The sequence below is a fragment of the Thermoanaerobaculia bacterium genome, from assembly GCA_035593605.1.
GTDB lineage: Bacteria > Acidobacteriota > Thermoanaerobaculia > UBA2201 > DAOSWS01 > DAOSWS01.
The window spans coordinates 23,079-44,342 of sequence record DAOSWS010000005.1 but is presented as its reverse complement, the minus strand read 5'-3'; the positions used below and the strand labels follow the sequence as shown (position 1 = coordinate 44,342).

The window sequence follows — 21,264 nt, the reverse complement described above, 5'->3', positions numbered from 1 at the left end:
CCAACCAATAATCAGATACACTCTCTCTGGTTTTTTCAAAACTACGGGCCGCTAGCTCAACTGGCAGAGCAACGGACTCTTAATCCGTGGGTTGTAGGTTCGATTCCTACGCGGCTCACTCCCACCCTTTCCCCCTCGCCTTCCCCACCCACTCCCCCCGGAATCGCGCTCCGGGGTCCGATCGAGGGTACCGTCGCGTCAACTCCTACGCGGCTCATTCCCACCCTCTCCTCCTCGCCTTCCCCACCCACTCCCCCCGGGAAAAAGCGGGACTCGCGGGGACATGTACTCGTTACGTGTCTCCGGAAAAAACGTCTCCTTTTTCCGGCAGTACTTTATACCAATCCCCTGGTGAGCATTGCATGTCACACCTGTTATTTTCCTTGTTTCTCGATTTCTCTGGCTTCGGTTTCTCTTCCGGTCTTGCGGAGGAGATCGGCGTAGCTGGTTTTCATGGCAACTAGATCCGGGTGGTCGGGTTTGAACTTGGCTTCCAGGATCGAAATCGCCCGTTTATAGAGCGTTTCCGCTTCTTGGTATCGTTCCTGGTTCACGTAAAGCGCGGCCATTCCCTTCAGAATTCCAGCGATGGCGGGGTGGTCGTTTCCACGGACCTTCTCCTGGATGGATAACGCACGTTCAAAGAGCTTCTCCGCTTCCCCGTACCGTTCCCGCTTCGTCAGGCAGACCGCCAGGTCCCTAAGGTTGGGAGCCAGGTCCGGGTGTTCGGATCCCAGAACTTTCTCCTGCATGGTAATGGCTTCCCTGAAGAGCGGTTCAGCCTTTGCCGGATCGTTCAAATCGTTATAGAGGTTGGCCAGGCTTGCCAGGGCGGAAGCAATATCGGGATGATCTTCTGGAAGCGTCGCCTTTCGTATCTCCAGTGCCTTCAAAAGAAGCGGTTCCGCCTTTTCGTACTCGCCTCTCTTCTTGTAAAAGACGGCCAGGTTCCTCAGCCCAAGCGCAATTTCCGGGTGGTTGGGACCGTACACCTTTTCCCGAATGGCCTGGGATCGAAGCAGGAGCTTCTCAGTTTCTTTGTACTCTCCCAGGATAAAGTGGACCGTCGCCAGGTTGTTGAGGGCATTGGCAACATCCGGATGGTTCTCCCCCAGCAGTTTTTCCCGAATTCCCAGTGCCCGGGTAAAGAAGGATACGGCCTCTGAATAGTTCCCCTCCTTATACCGCAGGGAGGCAAGGTTATTCAGGACCATGGCAATCTTTGCCTGATCCGGTTTTTCCACCTTCTCCCAGATTTTCAGGGCCTCCTCATAACAGGGTCCAACCTTTTCGTAAAGCCCCTGATGCCAGTAGAGAAGCCCCAGGTTGTTCCACATCAGGGCCACTTCTCCGTGGTCCTTTCCAAGAACTTCAGTCCTGATGGTCAGAGCTCTCTTGTAGAGTGGTTCGGCTTCCTCGTACTTTCCCTGTCCATCGTAAAAAAGACCAAGGTGATTCAGGCTTGTGGCAACGTCCGGATGATTTTCAGGGAGGTTGTCCTCGCGAATCTCCAGCGAGGCGGTATAGAGGCTTTCTGCTTTCTCATACAGGCCAAGCGACTTGTACACGATTCCCATGGTATCCATGAGCCGGGCCTGAACCAGGGGCTGATCTGTAAGCTCGACCTGAATCGACTCCACTCCGCGATCCAGGATCTCTCTGGCTGTGATCGTCTCCCCCATGGACTCGCCGGGTTGTGATACTTCAAAGAGACTCACGAGGAAATCCGATACCTGACGGGCTGCCTCGGCTTCCTGTTCCGCCTTACGTTCGGCACGCTGGGCCTTTACAAGGCCCACGGTCATTCCGGCGACACCGGCAATGATGGCCAGAACAACAATAAACCCGGCGGCGACACCGACCGTGTGCCTCCGGACAAACCGGGAGAACCGGTACATCGCACTGGGCGGCCGTGCAAAAATCGGTTCCGATCGCAGGAATCGCAGAATGTCGTCGGCCATATCGGACGGCGAGTTGTATCTTCGCGTCCGGTCTTTTTCCAGAGCCTTCATCGTGATCCAATCCAGATCACCGCTGAGCTCCCGGATCAGATTTCTCGGTTCCGTCTGACGATTCCTGGCCGAAACGGTCGACGCCTCTCCCAGCGACAGAAAGCGGGTACTGGGTCGGGGCGGATCCTTTTCCCGGATCAGCCGGCGCATCTCATCAAATCCCCCGCTCCGCAGGGTCTTCGCATCAAAGGGACGTGCACCGACAAGGAGTTCATAGAAGACAACACCCAGAGAATAGACATCACTCCGGGTATCGATATCCAGCGTAGAAAGGTCTGCCTGCTCCGGACTCATGTAATCCGGTGTCCCGAGCAGATCCCCGATAAGGGTCCGGGACGAATCTCCGAATAAAAAACCGGCAGTCGCCCGGGCAACACCAAAATCGATGATCTTGGGGACAGGGTTCCCGTCCTGCATGGAGATCAGAATATTGGCCGGTTTGAGATCCCTGTGAATGATCCCCTTGTGATGCGCGTGCTGTACACCTCCACAAACCGTAAGAAAGAGCTCCAGCCGTTTTCTGGTCTCCAGGCGGTGTTCATCACAGTACCGGTCGATCGGAATGCCGGCCACGTATTCCATCACAAAATAGGGTCTGCCGTCGGGAGTCGTTCCCGCGTCAAAGACCCGGGCGATATTGGGATGATCCATCAGGGCCAGCGCCTGCCTCTCCACGGCAAATCGATGGAGAACATCCTCCCCTTCCATTCCGGGCCGGATCAGCTTGATGGCCACCCTCCGGCGAACCGGTTCGATCTGGTTCGCCTCGTAGACCTCCCCCATTCCCCCCTGGCCGAGCTTGCGAACCAGCTGAAACCCGGGCACGGTGGGAAGAACCGATCTGGGCTGATCGATCTTCTCGGTCTGGCGCTCCTTCTGATCCTCACCCGGAAGAGTATGTTCATCGGTCATAGAATCGGACCTCCCGTCAACCGATCGTGTGTCTGCTGTATTCAGGCACGATGGGCATCCGAATTTTCATGCTTCGTTTGACTTAAGATTATAGCAAAGGGTCCGCGCGCACCCATGGACACAAATCATCCCGTGCATTGTGCTATAATCCCGTTTCATACTCTATGAGGAATGAAACGGGGTATTTAAATTGTTTACCCATTCCCACGTCAATATAACGGTTTTTCGGGAAGCGATTTTCGCCATATTCGATGCACCGATTTCGCGGACTTCCCGGTCGACGTTGAAAGGTTAAAGAAATACTTTAAAGTTTGGTACAATAATGGGGGTTATGTTCTTCATTGTCGCGAAAGTGGCGGAACTGGCAGACGCGCAAGACTTAGGATCTTGTGGGATTCCCGTGGGGGTTCGAGTCCCCCCTTTCGCACCATGAGCCCTCGCAAGGAGACACTATGAAAACCAGCCTCGAAAATCAATCCTCCTCATCCGGGACTCTTCGGGTCCAGTTTACGGCGGACGATGTTCGTCCTCTGCTGTCCAAGACGATGAAAACTCTGAAAAAGTCGGTATCCATTCCGGGATTTCGTCGGGGAAAAGTCCCTGAAACCCTCCTGCTGAACCGCTTCCGCGACAGCGTGGAGGAAGAGCTGGTTCACGAAATCCTCCACGAATCCCTCCATGAGGCGGAGAAGGAAAACGATCTCGATCTGATTACCCATCCCCATGTGGAGAGCAAGACGATTGAATCCGACTTCTCCGGGGAAATCGTCGTCCATCTCCATCTCTACCCATCCATTGACCTCCCGGAAATGGACGGCGTTGAACTCCCTTCCATGGATGTAACGGTTGAAGATGAAGAGGTTCAGGCATCCCTGGAGGAACTGCGGGAATCCAGAGCCAGGCTTATTCCCGTGGATGGCTCCTGTGGTAAAGATAATTTCTGCGTGGTCGATCTGTTCAGAACCGTGGATGGGGAAGAAGAGGAATCGGTGGGAAAGAGGCTTTTGAGCCCGACCGGAAATGACCCGGTCCCCGAACTTGAAAATTCCAACCCCGGGGACGAGGTGACCTTCGCGAAGGATTATCCAAAGGAAGAGGGCGGTCCCCTTGCGGGAAAGCGGGTCTCCTACCGTGCCGTCGTTCAGGAGATCAAGACCCGGGAACTCCCCGATATCGATGAAACTTTCGCAACGGAACTCATGGGTGAACCCACAACCGTAGAAGGCTTCCGGGAAAAGATTGCGGAGAACCTAAAAAACCACAAGCACCATGAACGTCTCGCTGAGACGCGCAGAAGCATCATCGACCAGTTGCTGACCCGGGTATCGGTGGAAGTACCGCCGATCCTTCTCGAAGACGAGATGAACCGGGAACTCCGCATGACCCTTTCCCGCCTCGCCCGTCAGGGTGTATCCCTGGATGGCGTCAACGTGGAAGGAATGAAAAAGGAACTCGAACCGCGTGCCATACGTAAACTTCAAGAGGAGCTCCTGCTTCGAAGGATGGCGCGTGAATGGAAGATCAGCGTGGATGACAGCGAAGTCATCAAAGCCATCAAGGAGGAATCGGGGCCCAACGAGGATCTGGCTGTCCTCGTAAAGCGTCTCAGGAAAGATGGTCAATTTGAAACGATCCGTTACCATCTCTCCCTTGAAAAGACCTACGATTCGCTTTACAAACGCCTGACGGAGGAAGACGATGCTGGTTCCGATCGTAGTTGAACAGACCCCCCGCGGAGAGCGCGCCTATGATATCTTTTCGCGCCTTCTCAAGGACAATGTCATCTTTCTGGGCACATCCATCACAGATGAAATCGCAAACCTGATTATTGCCCAGATCCTCTTCCTGGAAGCGGAAAACCCGGAAAAGGATATTTCGCTTTACATCAATTCACCCGGGGGTTCCATAACCGCGGGACTCGCCATTTACGACACCATGCAGTACGTGAAACCTGACGTTTCTACTATCGTCGTCGGCCAGGCCGCCAGCATGGCCGCGGTTCTGCTGGCAGGCGGGGCATCGGGAAAACGGTTTGCCCTTCCCAATTCGAGAGTGATCATTCACCAGCCTCTTCTCTACGGCCTCCAGGGACAGGCATCGGACATCGATATCCATGCCAAAGATATCATGCGTCTTCGCGAGAAGATCAACGGAATTCTTGCGAACCACACCGGACAGACGGAAGAGAAGATCCATGGCGATACCGATCGAGACTACATCATGGATGCCGAGCAGGCAAAACGCTACGGAATTATAGATTCCATCGTGGTCCGGAAGGAATAAAGTCATGACCCTGCCCGGTTCTAGCAGAGTGGAGAGATCCTATGCCTAAGAAAGACGAAGACATCCTGCGTTGTTCGTTCTGCAACAAGAGTCAGCGTGAAGTTCGAAAGCTGATTGCGGGACCGGCTGTCTTTATCTGCGATGAATGCGTTCAGGTCTGCCTGGACATCATTCATGAAGACGAACCCGCAGACACTACGGGCAAGGGGTTCCACCTTCCCACTCCGAAGGAAATCAAGGAATTCCTGGATGGCTATGTCGTTTCCCAGGATGAAGCCAAGAAAAAGCTTGCCGTTGCCGTCTACAACCACTACAAGCGCATCGATTACACGACCCGGCATCCTCGAAGCGAGGTGGAACTCCAGAAAAGCAACATCCTTCTCGTCGGCCCCACGGGGACGGGGAAGACCCTCCTGGCTCAGACCCTGGCCCGCATGCTCCATGTCCCCTTCGCCATTGCCGACGCGACAACATTGACCGAGGCCGGCTATGTGGGCGAGGACGTCGAAAACATTATTCTCAAGCTCTACCAGGCCGCGGGAGGCGACAAGGACAAAACCCAGCGCGGCATCGTTTACATTGACGAAATCGACAAGATCGCCCGAAAGAGTGAGAATCCCTCCATCACCCGCGACGTGTCCGGGGAAGGCGTGCAGCAGGCCCTTCTAAAAATTCTGGAAGGAACGATCTGCAACGTTCCCCCCCAGGGCGGAAGAAAACATCCCCATCAGGAATTTCTTCAGATCGATACGACCAACGTCCTCTTCATCTGCGGAGGTGCCTTTGTTGGACTCGAAAACGTGATCGCCCAGCGTGTCTCGGAGAAGACTATGGGATTCAACGCCGCTATCCGATCCCGCAAGGATGAACGGGTCGGCGACCTTCTCCGTCAGGTGCACCCGGAAGACCTCATCAGGTACGGCCTGATTCCCGAGTTTGTGGGCCGACTTCCCGTCACCTCGACCCTGGATGAACTGGATAAGGACTCCCTCGTGGAAATCCTGACCCGCCCGAAGAATGCCGTCACCAAGCAGTACGAAAAGATGCTGGAATTGGACGGGATTGAGTTGCGTTTCACCGATGACGCCCTGTCCTCCATCGCAAAGGAAGCGATCCGGAGAAAGGTGGGGGCGCGGGGACTCAAGATCATTCTGGAAGAAATCATGCTCGATGTCATGTATGAAGCACCGACGATGAAGGAAGAGCGGGAGATTGTGATATCCAGGAGGGAAGTCGAGGAGAAAAAAATCAGATTATCAGGAGTAAAGAAAGCCGTATGAACCTATTGACACCCCAGACCCATACCCTTCCGCTGATACCGCTCCGGGAAATGGTGATTTTCCCGGGTATGGTCGCCCCATTTATGATTGGTCGTCCTTCTTCCCTGAAGGCCCTCGAAGAGGCTCTTGAAACACCCGACCGATGGATCTTCCTTTCGAGCCAGAAAGACGCCAATGTCGACGATCCCACACCCAAGGACATTCACAACTACGGCGTCATTGCACAGATTGTTCAGCACTTCGAACAGCCGAATGGAAACGTCCGCGTCCTGGTTCAGGGTATCCACCGGGCAAGTATTACAAAGTTCCAGGAACTCGAGCCCCGCTATCTTGTGGAAGTTAATGTCCACTTCATGCACGGAGAACTGACACCGGAAGTCCGTAAATTCATGGATCTGCTGGTCAAGCAGTTTCGCCGCTATGGTAAGTTTACGAACCAGGTGGCCATTGAACACTTTTCCGACACTCTGCCCAGGGAAGATGTAAACGCCTTTGCCGACGGCATTGCGGCACACATCAAGATCTCTACGGCGGAGAAACAATCCCTCCTGGAAACCGTGAATCCCTATGAACGCCTGCAGAGGCTTCAGGATTTTCTTGAAATGGAAATCGAGAAGATCCAGATCGACCGCAGGATCAACCAGAAGGTCCGGAAGCAGATGGAGAAGGCCCAGAAGGAATACTACCTGAATGAAAAGATTAAGGCGATCCACGACGAGCTGGGTCTCCAGGAAGATCACAGGGCGGAAATTCAAGAGCTGAAGGACAAGATCGAGACCCTAGGGATGCCGGAGCCCGTCAAGGAAAAAGCCCTGCACGAAATCAAGCGGCTTGAGGCGATGCAGCCCATGTCCGCCGAGGCCACCGTATCCCGGACCTATATCGACTGGCTGGTGGGTGTTCCCTGGGAATCCTCCACGAAGGAGATCCGCAACATCGAGCGGGCGGAAAAGATCCTTAACGAAGACCATTACGGCCTGGAAAAGGTCAAGGACAGAATCCTGGAATTTCTTGCGGTCCGACAGTTAAAGAAGGACACGCAGGGAACGATTCTCTGTTTTGTCGGTCCTCCGGGAGTCGGTAAGAGCAGTCTTGCCAAGTCCATCGCACGCGCGACCGGAAGAAACTTCATTCGACTCTCCCTCGGGGGAGTGCGGGATGAAGCGGAAATCCGGGGCCATCGGAGAACCTACATCGGTGCGCTTCCCGGACAGATCATCCAGATGATGCGAAGGGCGGAGAGCGTCAATCCGGTATTCCTCCTGGACGAGGTGGACAAACTGTCCGCCGACTTTCGCGGAGACCCATCCGCAGCCTTGATGGAGGTGCTGGATCCCGAACAGAACAACGCCTTCCGGGACCACTATCTGGATGTCGATTACGATCTCTCCCGCGTCTTTTTTATTGCCACGGCGAACCTGATCCATCCGATTCCTCCGGCCCTGCGTGACCGGATGGAAATCATCCATATCTCCGGCTATACCGATCGGGAGAAGATCGAGATTGCCCGGAACCATCTCATCCCGAAGCAGGTCAAGAACCACGGATTGACAACACGGAAGATCGATTTTACCGAATCCGCCATTCAGGAGATCATCGAGCACTACACTCGGGAGGCCGGCGTCCGAAATCTTGAGAGGGAAATTGCATCGATCTGCCGAAAGGTCGCAAGAAAAATCATCTCCCGAAAGTCAAAGGCTCCTCTGGACCTGGAAGGAGACGACATCCGGGATCTGCTCGGCAAACCCAGATTTCGAAGACAGAAGAGAGAAAAGGAATCGGCCGAGATCGGCGTGGCCATGGGACTGGCATGGACAGAGGTCGGGGGTGACATCCTGGCCACGGAAGTCACCAAGATGAAGGGCAAGGACAAGCTTCTCCTCACCGGCCAGCTGGGCGATGTCATGAAGGAATCGGCACAGGCTGCATTGAGCTTCGTTCGCGCGAACTCCGATCTTCTGGGGATCGACCCGGATTTTCATGAGAAATTCGATATCCATATCCACGTCCCGGAGGGAGCCATCCCCAAAGACGGACCGTCCGCGGGGATCACGATGGCCACGGCTCTTGTATCCCTCCTGACCGGCATCCCCGTGCGCATGGATTTGGCCATGACGGGGGAGATCACATTGCGCGGCAAGGTGCTTCCTGTCGGAGGAATCAAGGATAAGGTGCTCGCCGGATTCCGGGCGGGCATCAATACGATTATTCTTCCCAGAGAGAATGAAAAGGACCTCGAAGACATTCCCGAGGATATTCATGATACAATGGACTTTGTTCTCGTCGAACACATCTATGAGGTTCTGAGGACAGCCCTGAAGGGATCCATTCCTTCACTTGCTTATCCCAAAGATTCACCACTGATCAAATCTCGAGGAGAAGAATTACCTCACTGAGTGGATATTCAAACCATCACACCAGCGTTCAAGGTATCACGGGCCGATGATATACCTGCCATCCGCATGCCATCTTTTGCGTTTGCAGGGAGGTCCAACGCCGGAAAGTCGAGTGTGATCAACAGTCTCCTGAGGAGGAAACGTCTTGCCACGGTATCCAAGCAGCCCGGCCGAACCAGAGCGCTGCATTACTACCTCGTCAACGAAGCTCTCTATATTGTGGATCTTCCGGGATACGGACATGCAAGCGTCTCAAGGCCGCAGGCCGCAAATATGCAGCGGCTCCTGCTTTCCTTTCTGGAAAAGACACCGCCAATGCGGTGTTTCCTCCTCATGGATATTCGGAGAACGGTAAAGAATGAGGAACTGGATCTGATGGAGGCTTGCCTTCAGCGCGGTATTCGGGTTACCCTTGTCCTGACTAAAGCCGACAAATTGAACCAATCGGAGCGTCATAAGACTCTTCGTCGTCACTCTGAGATCTCGCAGGGATCCATCGACGTTATCTCCGCATCCGCGAAATCGGGTCGAGGCATCGTTGACCTGTGGCGTACGATAGAGACCGATATATCATCATCGTAAGGAGAGATGCATGCCTAACCCTATCAAGAAAAAAGGGCCCAGCCGTAGAAGTGGATTCAACCGGGGGAAGCCGCCCCGCCGCAAAGAGCAAGTCGGTATCCCGGCGGAAGATGAGGACATCGTAGAGCTTGAGGGACAGCACTCCCTGAAAGGTCTCAAGGATTCCTCCATGAGTGACCTCCAGAAGATCGCACAGGATCTGAAAATTGAAAGTTACTCTACCATGAGAAAACAGGAGATCGTCTTCGAAATCCTGAAGGCCCAGACGGAAAAGAACGGCCTCATCTTCTCGGAAGGCGTCCTTGAAGTCCTGCCGGAAGGGTACGGGTTCCTTCGGGCTCCCGAATACTCCTATATGCCGGGTCCCGATGATGTCTACGTCTCTCCAAGCCAGATCAAGCGTTTCAGCATGAAGACAGGGGACACCATTTCCTGTCAGATCCGGGAACCGCGCCAGGAAGAGGGCGAGCGATACTTCGCCACGGTCAAGCTGGAAGCCATCAATTTTGAACCTCCGGAGAATTCACTGCGCCGGGCCATGTTTGATTCCCTTACGCCCCTCTATCCTCTGGATAGAATTCGCCTCGAAAACCCGGAAGAGATCTCGAGCCGGGTCATGGATCTCATCACCCCGATCGGAAAAGGCCAGCGGGGTCTCATCGTTGCCCCTCCCCGAACGGGAAAGACCATGCTTCTTCAAACCCTGGCCCATTCCATCACGCTCAACCATCCTGAAATCATTCTGATCGTTCTTCTGATCGACGAACGGCCGGAAGAGGTCACCGACATGCAGCGATCCGTCAAAGGCGAAGTCATCCATTCCACCTTTGACGAACCCGCGGCCCGCCATGTCAACGTCGCGGAAATGGTGATCGAGAAGGCCAAGCGTCTCGTCGAATACAAAAACGACGTTGTCATCCTCCTGGACTCGATTACACGTTTGGCCCGTGCCTATAACACGGTCGTTCCTCCATCGGGCAAGGTCCTGTCCGGTGGTGTCGATGCCAATGCCCTGCAGAAACCCAAGCGCTTCTTTGGAGCCGCCCGGAATATCGAAGAGGGCGGAAGCCTGACGATCATGGCCACCGCCCTGGTGGAAACAGGAAGTCGAATGGACGATGTCATCTTTGAAGAGTTCAAGGGAACCGGAAACATGGAAGTCATCCTTGACCGCAAGCTTGTGGACAAGAGAGTCTTCCCCGCCATTGACATCAACCGTTCCGGGACCCGTAAGGAAGAGCTCCTGATGGACGAAATCGAGCTCAACCGGGTCTGGATCCTGCGCAAGGTTCTTCAGCCACTTTCGGTCGTGGAGGCCATGGAACTTCTCCTGGACCGTCTGGGCCGAACGAAATCCAACGCCGATTTCCTCTCGAGCATGAGCCGGGGATAAGATCACTCAAGGGAAAGGCAGAGGAATGGCTGGATACTATATCGTAGCGTTCATCTGCGGGGCCGTTCTGATGGCCCTGGAAATTCTGGGTTCCAGAATCATGGCCCCCTTCTTCGGGACGTCGGTCTTTGTCTGGGGCGCCCTGATCACGATCATTCTGGCTGCTCTGAGCATCGGCTACAGCCTGGGAGGAAGAATAGCCGACCGAAGGCCTGAGGACCGCCTTCTTGCAAGGATCATTCTTTCTTCATCCCTTCTCATCCTTCTATTGGTCTTTTTCTCCAAACCCATAGCCGGGTTCATTCAGACTGTAATCCCGGACATCCGCTATGCTCCCCTCGTTGCCGCAGGGTTACTCTTCACCCTCCCCGCCATCCTTCTTGGCATGGTCTCTCCCTTTGCGATCCGGCTTGCGGCCCGGGATATTGAGAGCATCGGATCCCTGGCCGGTCATCTCTATGCCGTGTCCACACTGGGAAGTATTGTGGGGACCCTGATGGCGACCTTTTTCCTCCTTCCCTCCTTTCCTGTTGCCGCAAATCTCCTCGGCCTGGGCCTTACTCTGGTCCTTGTCACCCATGTACTTGCGTCACAGCGAAGAATCCTTTCCTTCCTGATCTCCGTCGTTCTCATCGGAGGTACGCTCGGAATTTATCATCTTCGATCGGGCCACGAAGTGACGGAGGGTGACTTCAAACGCATTTACAGCCGGGATTCGGCTTACCACCACATCGAGGTTCTGGACAACGGTCAGCAGCGGATGATGCGGTTTGACAACCTGATCCAGGGTCTGGTCTCAACAACACCTCCTTACCCATCAAAGACAACCTATACCGATTATATGCAGCTGGGGTTTGTCTTCAACCGGGAAACCCGTAGCGTCTTGATCATCGGCCTCGGTGCCGGAATTATGCCCCGGGAATTTCGAGCCCTGGATCCGGAACTCATGATTGATGTCGTGGAGATTGATCCAGCCGTGGAGGATGTAGCACGGAAGTTTTTTTATTTTCACCCCCATCCGCTGACCCGGGTCACGATTGCCGATGGAAGGACCTTTCTGCAAAACACGGGAGAGAAGTATGATTTCATCGTCGTGGATGCATTCCTGGCTGATTCGATTCCCTTTCATCTCATGACGGTTGAATTCTTCCATGTTGTGAAAGATCACCTGAACCATGAGGGGTGCATGGCCATGAACCTTCTGGTCGGGAATCGAAAGTTTTCCGATGAGCTTCTTTCGGCGACGGTCAAGACGCTCCAGGAGGTTTTCCCCCAGATCTATCTCTTTCCGGTGGGGGATTTCACACCCGGCGGTGTCGGGAACGTGCTTGTGGTTGCCGATACCAAGATGTACAGAATTCCCAAGGATACCTTAAAGGCCCGGGCTCTGGCCTTTCGAGAAAAGACGGGGACCCCCTACCCTCTCGATTCCTATGCAGAAAAGATGTTCACCGACGAGCTTCACCTGTCGGAAGCCCCCATCTTTCGGGACGACAAATCTTCGGCGGAAGTCCTTCGCATGCTTTCCATCCTGGGAGAGGGAATCCCAATTTCCCAGACCACACCATAGGCTGTGTGAAGGAATCCCGGTTAAAGAATTCTGCTCTTTCTTTTTCGGATAAACATCGACGGATCCACGGGTATGTTATACCTGTGATCGTATCGTACCCGCTCCAGGCCTATCAGGATCCGATCGGCCTGTTGATCCAGCAGTTTCTGCAGCCGATGGGGTGAGGGAAATTCATGAACCTCCAGCAGGTCCAGGCGGGCCAGCAATTCTTCCACACCGTCAAAGATGCTGAGAATTTTGATCGCCAGATCCCGATCCAGGCCGAGGGTGCCGGGGACACCTCGTTCCGGCAGCCCCATCAGGGCGTGAAGATCGGGTAGTTTCCAGGGGTCGACCCCCCATCGTTCCACAACATCCGAGGCCATCCACCTCTTTCCCTCCGGGAAAAGCCAGATGTCGAGCCGCGGCCCCGCAAACTGCAGCGCCAGGGGGTCTGCTGTTGCGAGACTGGCCGGAATGCCCTCACGGATGCAGGAGAGGGCAATGCTGGCCAGAAAGTCCCTCTCTCCCGTTTCCGGTACGATTTTCACCTGCCACCCACGGTGATTCAGAGCCGAAACCAATGGATGGGAATCGAGAGAATCTGAAATCAGAAAGACCGCTCGAAGATCTGGAGATAATCCTTCCGGCCACGAAGGGGAAGATTTCTCCTGCAGGGACAGAATTGAAGTCAGATCGACAATGACATTCGTGCCGTCAGACGGAAAGGACCACGTTCCCAAATTGTTCTCCGGATCGAAGCCGCAGGTAGGCATCCGGGGCATGATCAATTTCGAATACCCGGTCCACAACAGGCTTGATTTCGTTCGCTCGAACCAGGTTCACCATGTGGGCGAAATCGGAATCACTGCCCATCGTGGAACCGAGAATAGAGATCTGTTTCCAGAAGATCAGGCGGATCTCGGTCTGCGGATTGGGACCGGTTGTCGCCCCGCAGGTCACGATGGTCCCTCCCTTCCGTACCGCTTTAATGCTGTCCAGCCAGGTCTTTTCCCCTACGGAATCGACAACAAGATCCACCCCCATACCTTCCGTAAAGTTCTTTACCGCACGGGTCACCTTCTCTTCCCTGTAGTTGAACCCCGCGGTGGCACCCAGTTTCATCGCCTCTTCCAGCTTCGCGTTTGAACCGGAGGAGACCAGAACCCGGCATCCGGCTTTAAGAGCCATCTGCATGGCCGCCAGGGAGACTCCTCCCCCGATGCCGTGGATCAGGAGGCTCTGCCCGGCCTGCAGGCGGGCACGGGTAAAGAGCATGCGGTAGGCCGTGAGAAAGGTCAGGGGAAAGGCCGCCGCTTCTTCAAAGGAGAGATGTCCGGGCATCGGAAAGACATTCCTTTCCGGGACCGTCAAAAACTCGGCAAAGGTCCCGGAGACGTGCTCCCCGAGGATCATGAAGGAGGAGCAGAGGGAATGCTCTCCTGCGCGGCAAAAGGGACAGGTTCCGCAGGAGAGACCCGGGTTCAGAACGACAGGGTCACCCGGTTTGAGCGAGGATTCTCCGTTCACCTCCACAACCTCCCCGGCCCCATCGGCGCCGCAGATGTGGGGGAAGGCCAGGTTCAGGCCCGGCAGTCCCTTGAGGACAAAAAGATCCAGATGGTTCAGGCTGGCCGCTTTGATCCTAACCTTAATCTCTCCAGGCTTCGGAGAAGGCTCGGGACGGTCTCCCACCTTCATCTGCTCCATATCACCGTGTCCCTGAATATAGACGGCCTTCATGCGGCACCTCCTGAACTTAGATGTAGTCCCTAAAAAGGGGGAATTGACCTCTCTATTGAACCAGATCGACCGCCATCCTGCAAGGGTGGTCACTTTCCAGAGGAGAAACCGGGCATCGATCTCATTTTAAGAGGTGATCCTCCGGACCTGAATCCTATAAAATTACGGACACAAACCTATGTTGTACAATACGGATGAACGTTTATGATCCTTCGCATTTTCCTTGGACTTCTTCTCACCGGCTCCGCCTTTGGCGGTTTGGAGCTCCGGCTTGTCCCGACGGAGGCACGCGAAACGCGGATTGCAGGGGAGCCAGTAACAGTCTTAGTGATTCTAAAAAATTCTGGAGACGTAGAAGAAGAAATTGGATATGATACTAAACCAGTCGAGTCAAGAGGATTTGTGCTTCATGTAAATGAGCTTGAATATAAAAGCAAGGCTTTCTTTGGATTTGTAAACAAACAAATCAGTAGATTACTTGGAAGGAAAAAACTACAATCTGGAAAAGTACTGGATCAAACGATTGACTTGAATTTCCTTCCCTTAAGACACGGGAAAAATATCGTCTGGGCTGAGATTGATTTGACAAAGGATGGAATTCCTGATGGACCGACATGGATAAGTAATAAGCTTATATTTCAGATTTTAGAACCGACTGGGGTCGACATGAAGGCCTTTGAAGCGATGGACCAATACAAGATGCACATACAAGAGGAAATCCGAACTTGGATTACGGTATATGATTTAGACCGGAAAATGAATATCGTACAAAATTATCCCGATTCCACTTATACGGGTTGGATCCTGGCCCGTAAAAGCCCCGGTGCCACATTGGCAGATTTTGTGAACGGAAAGGATTTTCTGGACGATATGATGAAACCCGTTGAATCAAGGAAGCGACGGGGAACGGTGGTTCAGGATGATGAAGGAAAGAATTATCCCAAAACAGGAGATGGTAGATATTACGTTAAATCTGCGGAAGAGGAAGCGAAAGAATTCATCCAGCATGCTGAACCCTATATCATGGATCACCCGAATCATATCAAAGCGGCGAAGATTTATAAGCGTCTTTCCACGGCGTACATGGTTTTGCATCAGTGGCAGAAGGCCTACGATGCAGGGCTTAAGAGCATAAACTTTGTGTGGGATGGCGAGGGATTGGAGACATATGAGGGTACCTGCGTTTTAAATGAAAAACGTGTCCTTGAAGAGGCTCTGAAAGAGCTGGAAACCAGAGGCCTGGCTGGGAAGAAGTTATAATTCGAATTCCTCCATAAACAGAACTTTTCCCGGGATGTCACGCCGATTCCCTGACCTGCAAACTCCGCTTCGGGCTGGAATGAAATCTGCTATCATAAGATCATGATCAAGCGCATTGGGATATTGACGGGAGGCGGCGACTGCCCGGGCCTGAATGCCGTGGTTCGCGGCGTCGTCCACGCATCGATTCTGAAGCACGGCTGGGAAGTCGTCGGAATTCTGGACGGGTTTGAGGGTCTGGTTCACAATCGAACCATCCCACTCCCCCTTTCCAGGATCCGCGGCCTTCTCCCCAAGGGCGGAACGATCCTGGGTACGACCAACCGTGGAAATCCCTTTAATTTCCCCGTACTCCTTCCCGACGGGACAAAGGAAGCCCGGGATTATTCTCAACGCGTCATCCAGAACATGGAGCGAATGGAACTTGATGCCGTTGTGGCGGTGGGAGGGGACGGGACCCTCGGGATCGCACACAAGTTCTGCGCGATGGGCGCCCGTTTCATCGGGATTCCCAAGACGATCGACAATGACATTTCCGCGACGGAATTCACCTTTGGATTCATGACAGCGGTGGATGTCGCCACCGACGCTGTGGACCGTCTCCATACGACGGCGGAAAGCCACCATCGGGTCATGCTCCTGGAGGTCATGGGCAGGGATTGCGGTTGGATCGCTCTCTATTCGGGCGTGGCGGGAGGCGCCGATGTCATCCTGATTCCGGAAATCCCCTTCGATCCCGATGCCGTGGTCGGAAAGATCAAGAATCGGGAAGAGGCAGGCAACCTCTTTTCCGTGATTGTCGTGGCCGAGGGTGCCTTTCCCGCCGAGGGGAACCAGAGTTATGTTTCTGTGGACCCGGTGACGGGACAGAAACGCCTGGGCGGCATCAGCCAGTTCCTTGCGGAACAGATCCAGAAGAAGAGCAACCTGGAAGTGCGGACAACGATCCTGGGCCATATCCAGCGGGGGGGATCCCCCTCTGCATTTGACCGAACGCTTGCCACCCGATTTGCAGTTCGGGCCGTCGACCTGCTGGCGGAAGAGAAGTGGGATCACATGGTCGCCTACCGGGGAGGAAGCATCGTCTTCGTCCCGTTGGAAGAAGGCATCGGAAAACTCAAGCGGGTCGACCCCGATGGCGAGATGGTCCGCATGGCAAGGAATCTGGGAATTTCCTTCGGATCGGGATCCTGACAGGATATCCATGACGCGATACATGGCCGAGTGGGGCGGCGGCGAAGAGTTTTTCGGGCCGCGCCACAAATTCCGGGAAAAGCTGATTCTCGAACGGATCCCTTCCCCTGACCAGAGGTGGTGCCTCGATACGGCATGCGGTCTGGGGACACTCACGGAAAAACTCCATAACCGGGGCTACAAAGTGATGGGAATGGATCGGGATCTCGGGGCGGCACTTCGGACCCGGAATCGGGGATTGCCCGTCCTGGTGGGCGATGCAACCCGGCTTCCGGTTAAAGAGCAGTCACTCGGCCTCATCATCAGTGCCGAAACTCTGGAGCACATCCTTGCCCATCAGGCGGCCGTTGCAGAGTTCTCCCGTTCGCTTCTCCCGGGAGGCACGGTGACCATCTCGGTTCCCGCTCATCCGTCCCAGTGGGCCGTCTGGGATGACTGGGCAGGACACCAGCGGCGCTACACCTTTCCGGAATTGATCCAGGTTTTTGAAGGTTTTCTTCCGGTGGACGTTCTGGGGTACGGATTTCCGTTCCTCCGGATCTATGACACCCTGATCATTCGCCGCCTGACGCAGGCACGGCATACCCATGGAGACCATTCTGCCGGGGCTCGGAAATGGCTGATCCTGAAAAAGCTGTTCAGCACAATTCTCTACGGGATCTTTCACGTGCAGTGGCCCACCCGCCGATGGAATGTCGGATGGATTGCGAGATTTATCCTGCCTGGAGCTCCCCAAAATCAGAAAACGCGGAGATGAAGGCTTCCACCACCCCGGGGTCAAACTGACGTCCCGCCTCTTCCTTTAACTCCCGTACCGCCTCTTCCCTGCTCCGGGCGGATCGATAGGGGCGTTCCGAGGTCATGGCATCAAAGGCATCGATCACGGCAATAATTCTTGATCCCAGAGGAATATCTTCTCCCTGGAGCCCCTCGGGATAGGCAGGAAAGCGGGGATGGTTTACATCTCCATCCCACCGTTCCTGGTGGTGAAGGATCAGGGGGACAGCTCCCTGGAGCGCCGAAACATTTCCGATGATCCGGGCCCCTACTTCCACGTGCCGCTTCATGACCGCTTTTTCCTCTTCCGTCAGGGGGCCGGGCTTGAGAAGAATGGATTCGGGGATGCCGATTTTTCCCACATCATGCAGGATGGCCGCATATTGAAGGGTATGGAGGTCTTCTCCTTCCAGTCCAAGGATACGGCCGATCATCACGGAATGGTCGGAAACCCGCCGCACATGATCGACGGTACCGGGATCCTTGGCCTCGATGGCTGCTGACAGCGCGCACACTGCCGAAAGAAAATCCTGCTCGATATCTTTTCGCCGCCGCTCGATTTCTCTGAGGAGTTCCCGCTTCTGATCGGCCAGATGGCCGCCGAAGATTGCAAAGAGCGCAAAAAAGTAGAGAAAGAGATAAACGGTGACCGTATTGGCATAAAACCCAAATCTCGGGAAGGCCCCCTCAGCCGATATGTCCGTGATCAGAGCCACGGTGATATAAGCGATGGAGATGACGCCGTTGATGATTGTTCCCCCCGGCAGACCCTGAGTCCACGTAGCCCACAGGAGTGGGATGAGAAAGAGAATGGCAAAAATATGAAAGGAACCGATTCCCCAGGATTCTGTCAGATAGAAAACCCCGGCGAAGAGTATAATCAGAGCAAAAATGTCGGGCAGGACTCTGGCTTCCTGTTTTTCCCAGCCTTCTTTTCCCAACACAAAAGGCGATTTCCCCTTTCTCAGGAATTCCAGAAGGAGAAAGAGGGGAAGTCCCCAGACCAGGGCCGCGATTCCATCGGCAATCCACCAGATTTTAATCGGCGCAAAGGAAAAGGGGGCTCCAGAAACCAGATGGCGGATCAGGTTTCCGGAAACGGAGGAAATGCCGGTATTCAAGATGCATGCGAAGAGAAGAAAAATCCCGATATCACGCAGTCTTGACAGCTCGGGATCAAAGGTGCGAATTTTTCGAAAGGCGAGGGCGGGAATGAGCCCTTCCAGAACGTTGATAACCCCCATGGGCAGATAGTAGATGAAAATCGAAAGAAGACCTTCCTTCGCTCCCCAGGGCGTGATCATGGTTCCCAGAAAGATCCCCAGTACGGCGGGAAATCCGAAATGGTAGATGGAGGCTACAGCGATGGCCGTAGCCGGAAAGACAATGGAAACTCCCGGGAAAATTTCCGTTACTGACCCGAATTGATTCAGGATGGCATAGATCGCACCGGTCAGGAGAACGATCTGAAGGGAAGAGATGGATCGAAACCTGTGCGCCCTCAACACATCCTGAGTATATCACAGTAATCCGTGGCAGACAGAGAACCTACTCCTGGTTTCTATTGCGGATCGTATCCGTAAGGTCGAGGCTTACCAAGTACCGGTAGCTTGGGAGAACGCTCAGGGGGCTCAGAACAATTGCCGGGATAGCCACCACCAGGTAGTTGGCCAGGGAAGGTTGAAGATGGACATCAAACCACAGGGAACTCATGGAGTGAGCCAGATAAAATGCGATCCAGATCGAAATGGGAAGAGCCACCAGAATCCCCAGGACCATTTGAACCATGGCCTCGGTGATAAGAATCGCACCGATCCGCCCCTGACTGACCCCCATCACCTTCATCGTGGCAAATTCATCTCTCCGTTCCATGACAGAAAGTAACAGCGTCGTAATGATAAATACAAGAGCCACCATGATGCTTAACGCGGTAGCAATCCGCAGAATCACCCAGAATTCCTCGAGCAGAGCCTTGAATGAGCCGACGATATTACTCTGAACGGTAATATAGGCTACGTCCGGCTCCTGCATCAGACGGTCGGCCAGATCCTCGGGTTCCACATCCGCAGAAGCCTTTGCGATCAGGATGGAGCTCGTCTCTCCGATATCCAGCACGTCCCGGGCATAATCGATCCTGGAAAAGGATGTATGACCCGATATTCCGGCACAGATCCCCACGACTCGAACATGTCTCGTTTGCTGACCCGACCGGAGTGTCAGGCCATCGCCCGGCTCTACTCTCAGGTTTCGCGCCAGAACTGTTTCCAGCACAACCTCTCCCTTTTGACAGTCAGGAGGCTGTGTTCCGATGCGATGGGGGGGGAGGATCAGGGCCGCACTGGCCGGGACACCGATCAGCGTACTGTCATATTCCCCGGCTTCCGAAGTGAAGGTTACATGACCCTTGACCCGGACTTCCCAGGCGTCAATCGGCTGGTTTGCCGCGAGTTCCTCAACATCTTCGGGCCAGAGGTTCGTGTGAAAATCGACAATCAGATCCCAGGGATAGCCGCGGAAAAATCCTTCAACCGTGCGATCCAGGGATGTCAGAGCGATAAAGTAGGCCATGACAGCCGCGAGCGAAAGGGCAATACAGAACACCGTGGCTCCCGAGAGTCCCGAGTGGCGCACAAGGTTGCGCAGGGCATAGGTCACGGCAAATCCACGGCCCATCTTCAGATTTCCTGAAAACCTTCTCTTTCCGCCATTTTGTACCGGGCGAAGCGCCCGCAGCGGAGTAAGGGTAGAAAGGTATCTCAGGGAAATCGCTACGGCCCCCCCGACCGTCACGAAAGAGAGGGCGCCTCCCAGCAATACCCGTCGAACCGGCATGACGGGATACATCTGATAAAGACCAATGGCCTGCGCGTAGGCTGACATAAAAAGATCACGAAGAGGAAAAGAGATGAAAAGTCCCAGCCCGAATGCAAGACAGGCAAGAATGACTCCTCCGGTTAGATAGGCAAAGGCAAGGTGGCGAAAATCGTAACCCAGAGCCATGAAGGTCCCGATTCCGCGCCGATTGGACAGGATCATTCTTGTAAAGGTGATAAATGTGGCAAAGATTCCCACGATTCCGAATATCACAATCAGAACGGGAATAAACCCCGCATAGGCTTCCAGGTCCAGGCTTAACCAGCGATAGGAGAATTGTTCCCGTTTGGGAATAACTTCCAGAATCTGCAGCCGCTCCGAAAGACGCGATTCCAGTTTTTTCCGAAGAATTACGGCGTCGGCTCCTTTCTGGAAGCGAAAGCTGATACTGGACACCAGCTCAAAACCCATATTTTGGCTGAACTGGTTCTGAGACGTATAGACAACCGCAAGAGCGCCCTTCTCTGGAACCAGGAAGTTTCCGGTGGAGGCTGACATGAGATACTCAGGGGAAAAAGCGACACCCGAGACATGAAACTCATAGGCCTTATACCCCACCTGAACACGAAGAGAATCTCCCTTCCGTACTCCATGGTATGCGGCCAGAGATCTCTCCGCAAGGCACCAGGAACTCGAGTCCGGGGAAAAGGAATCTCCATCGATGGGCCGAATAGGATTTACACGCTGAGGCCATTCATCCGGTAAAAAATAGACCAGCGTGGGCAGTCGTCGACCTGAAGCCAGGGTAATGTAGCCCGGCATGATCAGCCGGGTTTCCACTTCCTCCACGCCGTCGATATCACGAACTTCGGGAACATTCTGTCTATCCTCAGCTAAAAAGCGGATCTCCAGATCGGCGAGCTCCCCTTCCCGATAGACCGTATCCAGCGTGTGATTCAGGGAGTCCATGGCGGCATAGAGGCCGATCGTGACCGAAACCCCGATTGCCACGATCGTCACCACGGAAAGGGATCGCCATTTCGATCGCCACAAGTCTCTCAAAATACTA

15 protein-coding genes and 2 tRNA genes are annotated in these 21,264 nt (G+C 54.3%); 12 read left to right on the top strand and 5 right to left on the bottom strand.

The annotated features are described in order from the left end of the window. Positions 1–45 precede the first annotated feature (45 nt). Positions 46–118 (top strand) — tRNA-Lys (locus PLD04_03540). A gap of 256 nt (positions 119–374) precedes the next feature. Here PLD04_03540 and PLD04_03535 read toward each other — a convergent pair. Then, a complete protein-coding gene (locus PLD04_03535; protein ID HXK67390.1) occupies positions 375–2,924 on the bottom strand; it encodes a serine/threonine-protein kinase in 2,550 nt (849 codons plus the stop codon). A gap of 346 nt (positions 2,925–3,270) precedes the next feature. On the opposite strand from PLD04_03535, the gene PLD04_03530 reads away from it, so the two are divergent. The 8 genes from PLD04_03530 (at position 3,271) to PLD04_03495 (ending at position 12,428) form a co-directional block, all read left to right on the top strand. Further along, positions 3,271–3,354 (top strand) — tRNA-Leu (locus PLD04_03530). 22 nt (positions 3,355–3,376) lie between these two features. Further along, the gene (gene tig, locus PLD04_03525) at positions 3,377–4,645 is read left to right on the top strand and encodes a trigger factor (protein ID HXK67389.1); all 1,269 of its coding nucleotides are present in this window, start codon (positions 3,377–3,379) and stop codon (positions 4,643–4,645) included. Then, entirely contained in the window at positions 4,623–5,207 is a 585-nt protein-coding gene (gene clpP, locus PLD04_03520) for an ATP-dependent Clp endopeptidase proteolytic subunit ClpP (GenBank protein ID HXK67388.1), read from the top strand. Before tig ends, clpP begins: the two co-directional genes overlap by 23 nt. A 41-nt stretch (positions 5,208–5,248) precedes the next feature. Beyond that, entirely contained in the window at positions 5,249–6,487 is a 1,239-nt protein-coding gene (clpX, locus tag PLD04_03515) for an ATP-dependent Clp protease ATP-binding subunit ClpX (GenBank protein HXK67387.1), read from the top strand. After that, a complete protein-coding gene (lon, locus tag PLD04_03510) occupies positions 6,484–8,883 on the top strand; it encodes an endopeptidase La (GenBank protein HXK67386.1) in 2,400 nt (799 codons plus the stop codon). The genes clpX and lon overlap by 4 nt, the downstream gene beginning before the upstream one ends. Continuing rightward, complete coding sequence (gene yihA, locus PLD04_03505; GenBank protein HXK67385.1) at positions 8,884–9,465, top strand: ribosome biogenesis GTP-binding protein YihA/YsxC; 582 nt, start codon at positions 8,884–8,886, stop codon at positions 9,463–9,465. A gap of 10 nt (positions 9,466–9,475) precedes the next feature. Next, positions 9,476–10,858, top strand: coding sequence for a transcription termination factor Rho (gene rho, locus PLD04_03500; protein HXK67384.1), 1,383 nt, complete (start codon positions 9,476–9,478; stop codon positions 10,856–10,858). A 25-nt stretch (positions 10,859–10,883) separates the two neighbouring features. Further along, positions 10,884–12,428, top strand: coding sequence for a fused MFS/spermidine synthase (locus PLD04_03495; GenBank protein HXK67383.1), 1,545 nt, complete (start codon positions 10,884–10,886; stop codon positions 12,426–12,428). A 20-nt stretch (positions 12,429–12,448) separates the two neighbouring features. Here the strand turns inward: PLD04_03495 and PLD04_03490 are convergent, their stop codons facing one another. Both PLD04_03490 and PLD04_03485 read right to left on the bottom strand, forming a co-directional pair. Continuing rightward, on the bottom strand, positions 12,449–13,150 hold the full coding sequence (locus tag PLD04_03490) for a hypothetical protein (GenBank protein ID HXK67382.1): 702 nt from the start codon (positions 13,148–13,150) through the stop codon (positions 12,449–12,451). Next, on the bottom strand, positions 13,125–14,150 hold the full coding sequence (locus tag PLD04_03485) for a zinc-binding dehydrogenase (protein ID HXK67381.1): 1,026 nt from the start codon (positions 14,148–14,150) through the stop codon (positions 13,125–13,127). Before PLD04_03485 ends, PLD04_03490 begins: the two co-directional genes overlap by 26 nt. A gap of 204 nt (positions 14,151–14,354) precedes the next feature. Here PLD04_03485 and PLD04_03480 point away from each other — a divergent pair, with 204 nt between their 5' ends. From PLD04_03480 to PLD04_03470, 3 genes are all read left to right on the top strand, one after another. Continuing rightward, positions 14,355–15,410 (top strand): hypothetical protein, encoded by a 1,056-nt coding sequence (locus PLD04_03480; protein ID HXK67380.1) that lies wholly within the window; start codon positions 14,355–14,357, stop codon positions 15,408–15,410. A 102-nt stretch (positions 15,411–15,512) separates the two neighbouring features. Continuing rightward, on the top strand, positions 15,513–16,604 hold the full coding sequence (locus tag PLD04_03475) for an ATP-dependent 6-phosphofructokinase (GenBank protein ID HXK67379.1): 1,092 nt from the start codon (positions 15,513–15,515) through the stop codon (positions 16,602–16,604). Between the two features lie 10 nt (positions 16,605–16,614). Continuing rightward, positions 16,615–17,361: a class I SAM-dependent methyltransferase gene (locus tag PLD04_03470; protein HXK67378.1), complete on the top strand. Its 747-nt coding sequence runs from the start codon at positions 16,615–16,617 to the stop codon at positions 17,359–17,361. Here the strand turns inward: PLD04_03470 and PLD04_03465 are convergent. Further along, the gene (locus tag PLD04_03465) at positions 17,318–18,889 is read right to left on the bottom strand and encodes an HD domain-containing protein (GenBank protein ID HXK67377.1); all 1,572 of its coding nucleotides are present in this window, start codon (positions 18,887–18,889) and stop codon (positions 17,318–17,320) included. The genes PLD04_03470 and PLD04_03465 overlap by 44 nt on opposite strands. A 40-nt stretch (positions 18,890–18,929) precedes the next feature. Continuing rightward, entirely contained in the window at positions 18,930–21,248 is a 2,319-nt protein-coding gene (locus tag PLD04_03460) for an FtsX-like permease family protein (GenBank protein HXK67376.1), read from the bottom strand. Between the last annotated feature and the right edge of the window lie 16 nt (positions 21,249–21,264).

What these genes read in the sequence shown, in the direction of transcription:
- clpP (HXK67388.1), top strand. Translation starts at nt 4,623, where the DNA reads ATGCTGGTTCCGATCGTAGTTGAACAGACCCCCCGCGGAGAGCGCGCC.
- PLD04_03535 (HXK67390.1), bottom strand. Translation starts at nt 2,924, where the DNA reads ATGACCGATGAACATACTCTTCCGGGTGAGGATCAGAAGGAGCGCCAG.
- clpX (HXK67387.1), top strand. Translation starts at nt 5,249, where the DNA reads ATGCCTAAGAAAGACGAAGACATCCTGCGTTGTTCGTTCTGCAACAAG.
- PLD04_03495 (HXK67383.1), top strand. Translation starts at nt 10,884, where the DNA reads ATGGCTGGATACTATATCGTAGCGTTCATCTGCGGGGCCGTTCTGATG.
- PLD04_03480 (HXK67380.1), top strand. Translation starts at nt 14,355, where the DNA reads ATGATCCTTCGCATTTTCCTTGGACTTCTTCTCACCGGCTCCGCCTTT.
- PLD04_03485 (HXK67381.1), bottom strand. Translation starts at nt 14,150, where the DNA reads ATGAAGGCCGTCTATATTCAGGGACACGGTGATATGGAGCAGATGAAG.
- tig (HXK67389.1), top strand. Translation starts at nt 3,377, where the DNA reads ATGAAAACCAGCCTCGAAAATCAATCCTCCTCATCCGGGACTCTTCGG.
- lon (HXK67386.1), top strand. Translation starts at nt 6,484, where the DNA reads ATGAACCTATTGACACCCCAGACCCATACCCTTCCGCTGATACCGCTC.
- rho (HXK67384.1), top strand. Translation starts at nt 9,476, where the DNA reads ATGCCTAACCCTATCAAGAAAAAAGGGCCCAGCCGTAGAAGTGGATTC.
- PLD04_03475 (HXK67379.1), top strand. Translation starts at nt 15,513, where the DNA reads ATGATCAAGCGCATTGGGATATTGACGGGAGGCGGCGACTGCCCGGGC.
- PLD04_03470 (HXK67378.1), top strand. Translation starts at nt 16,615, where the DNA reads ATGACGCGATACATGGCCGAGTGGGGCGGCGGCGAAGAGTTTTTCGGG.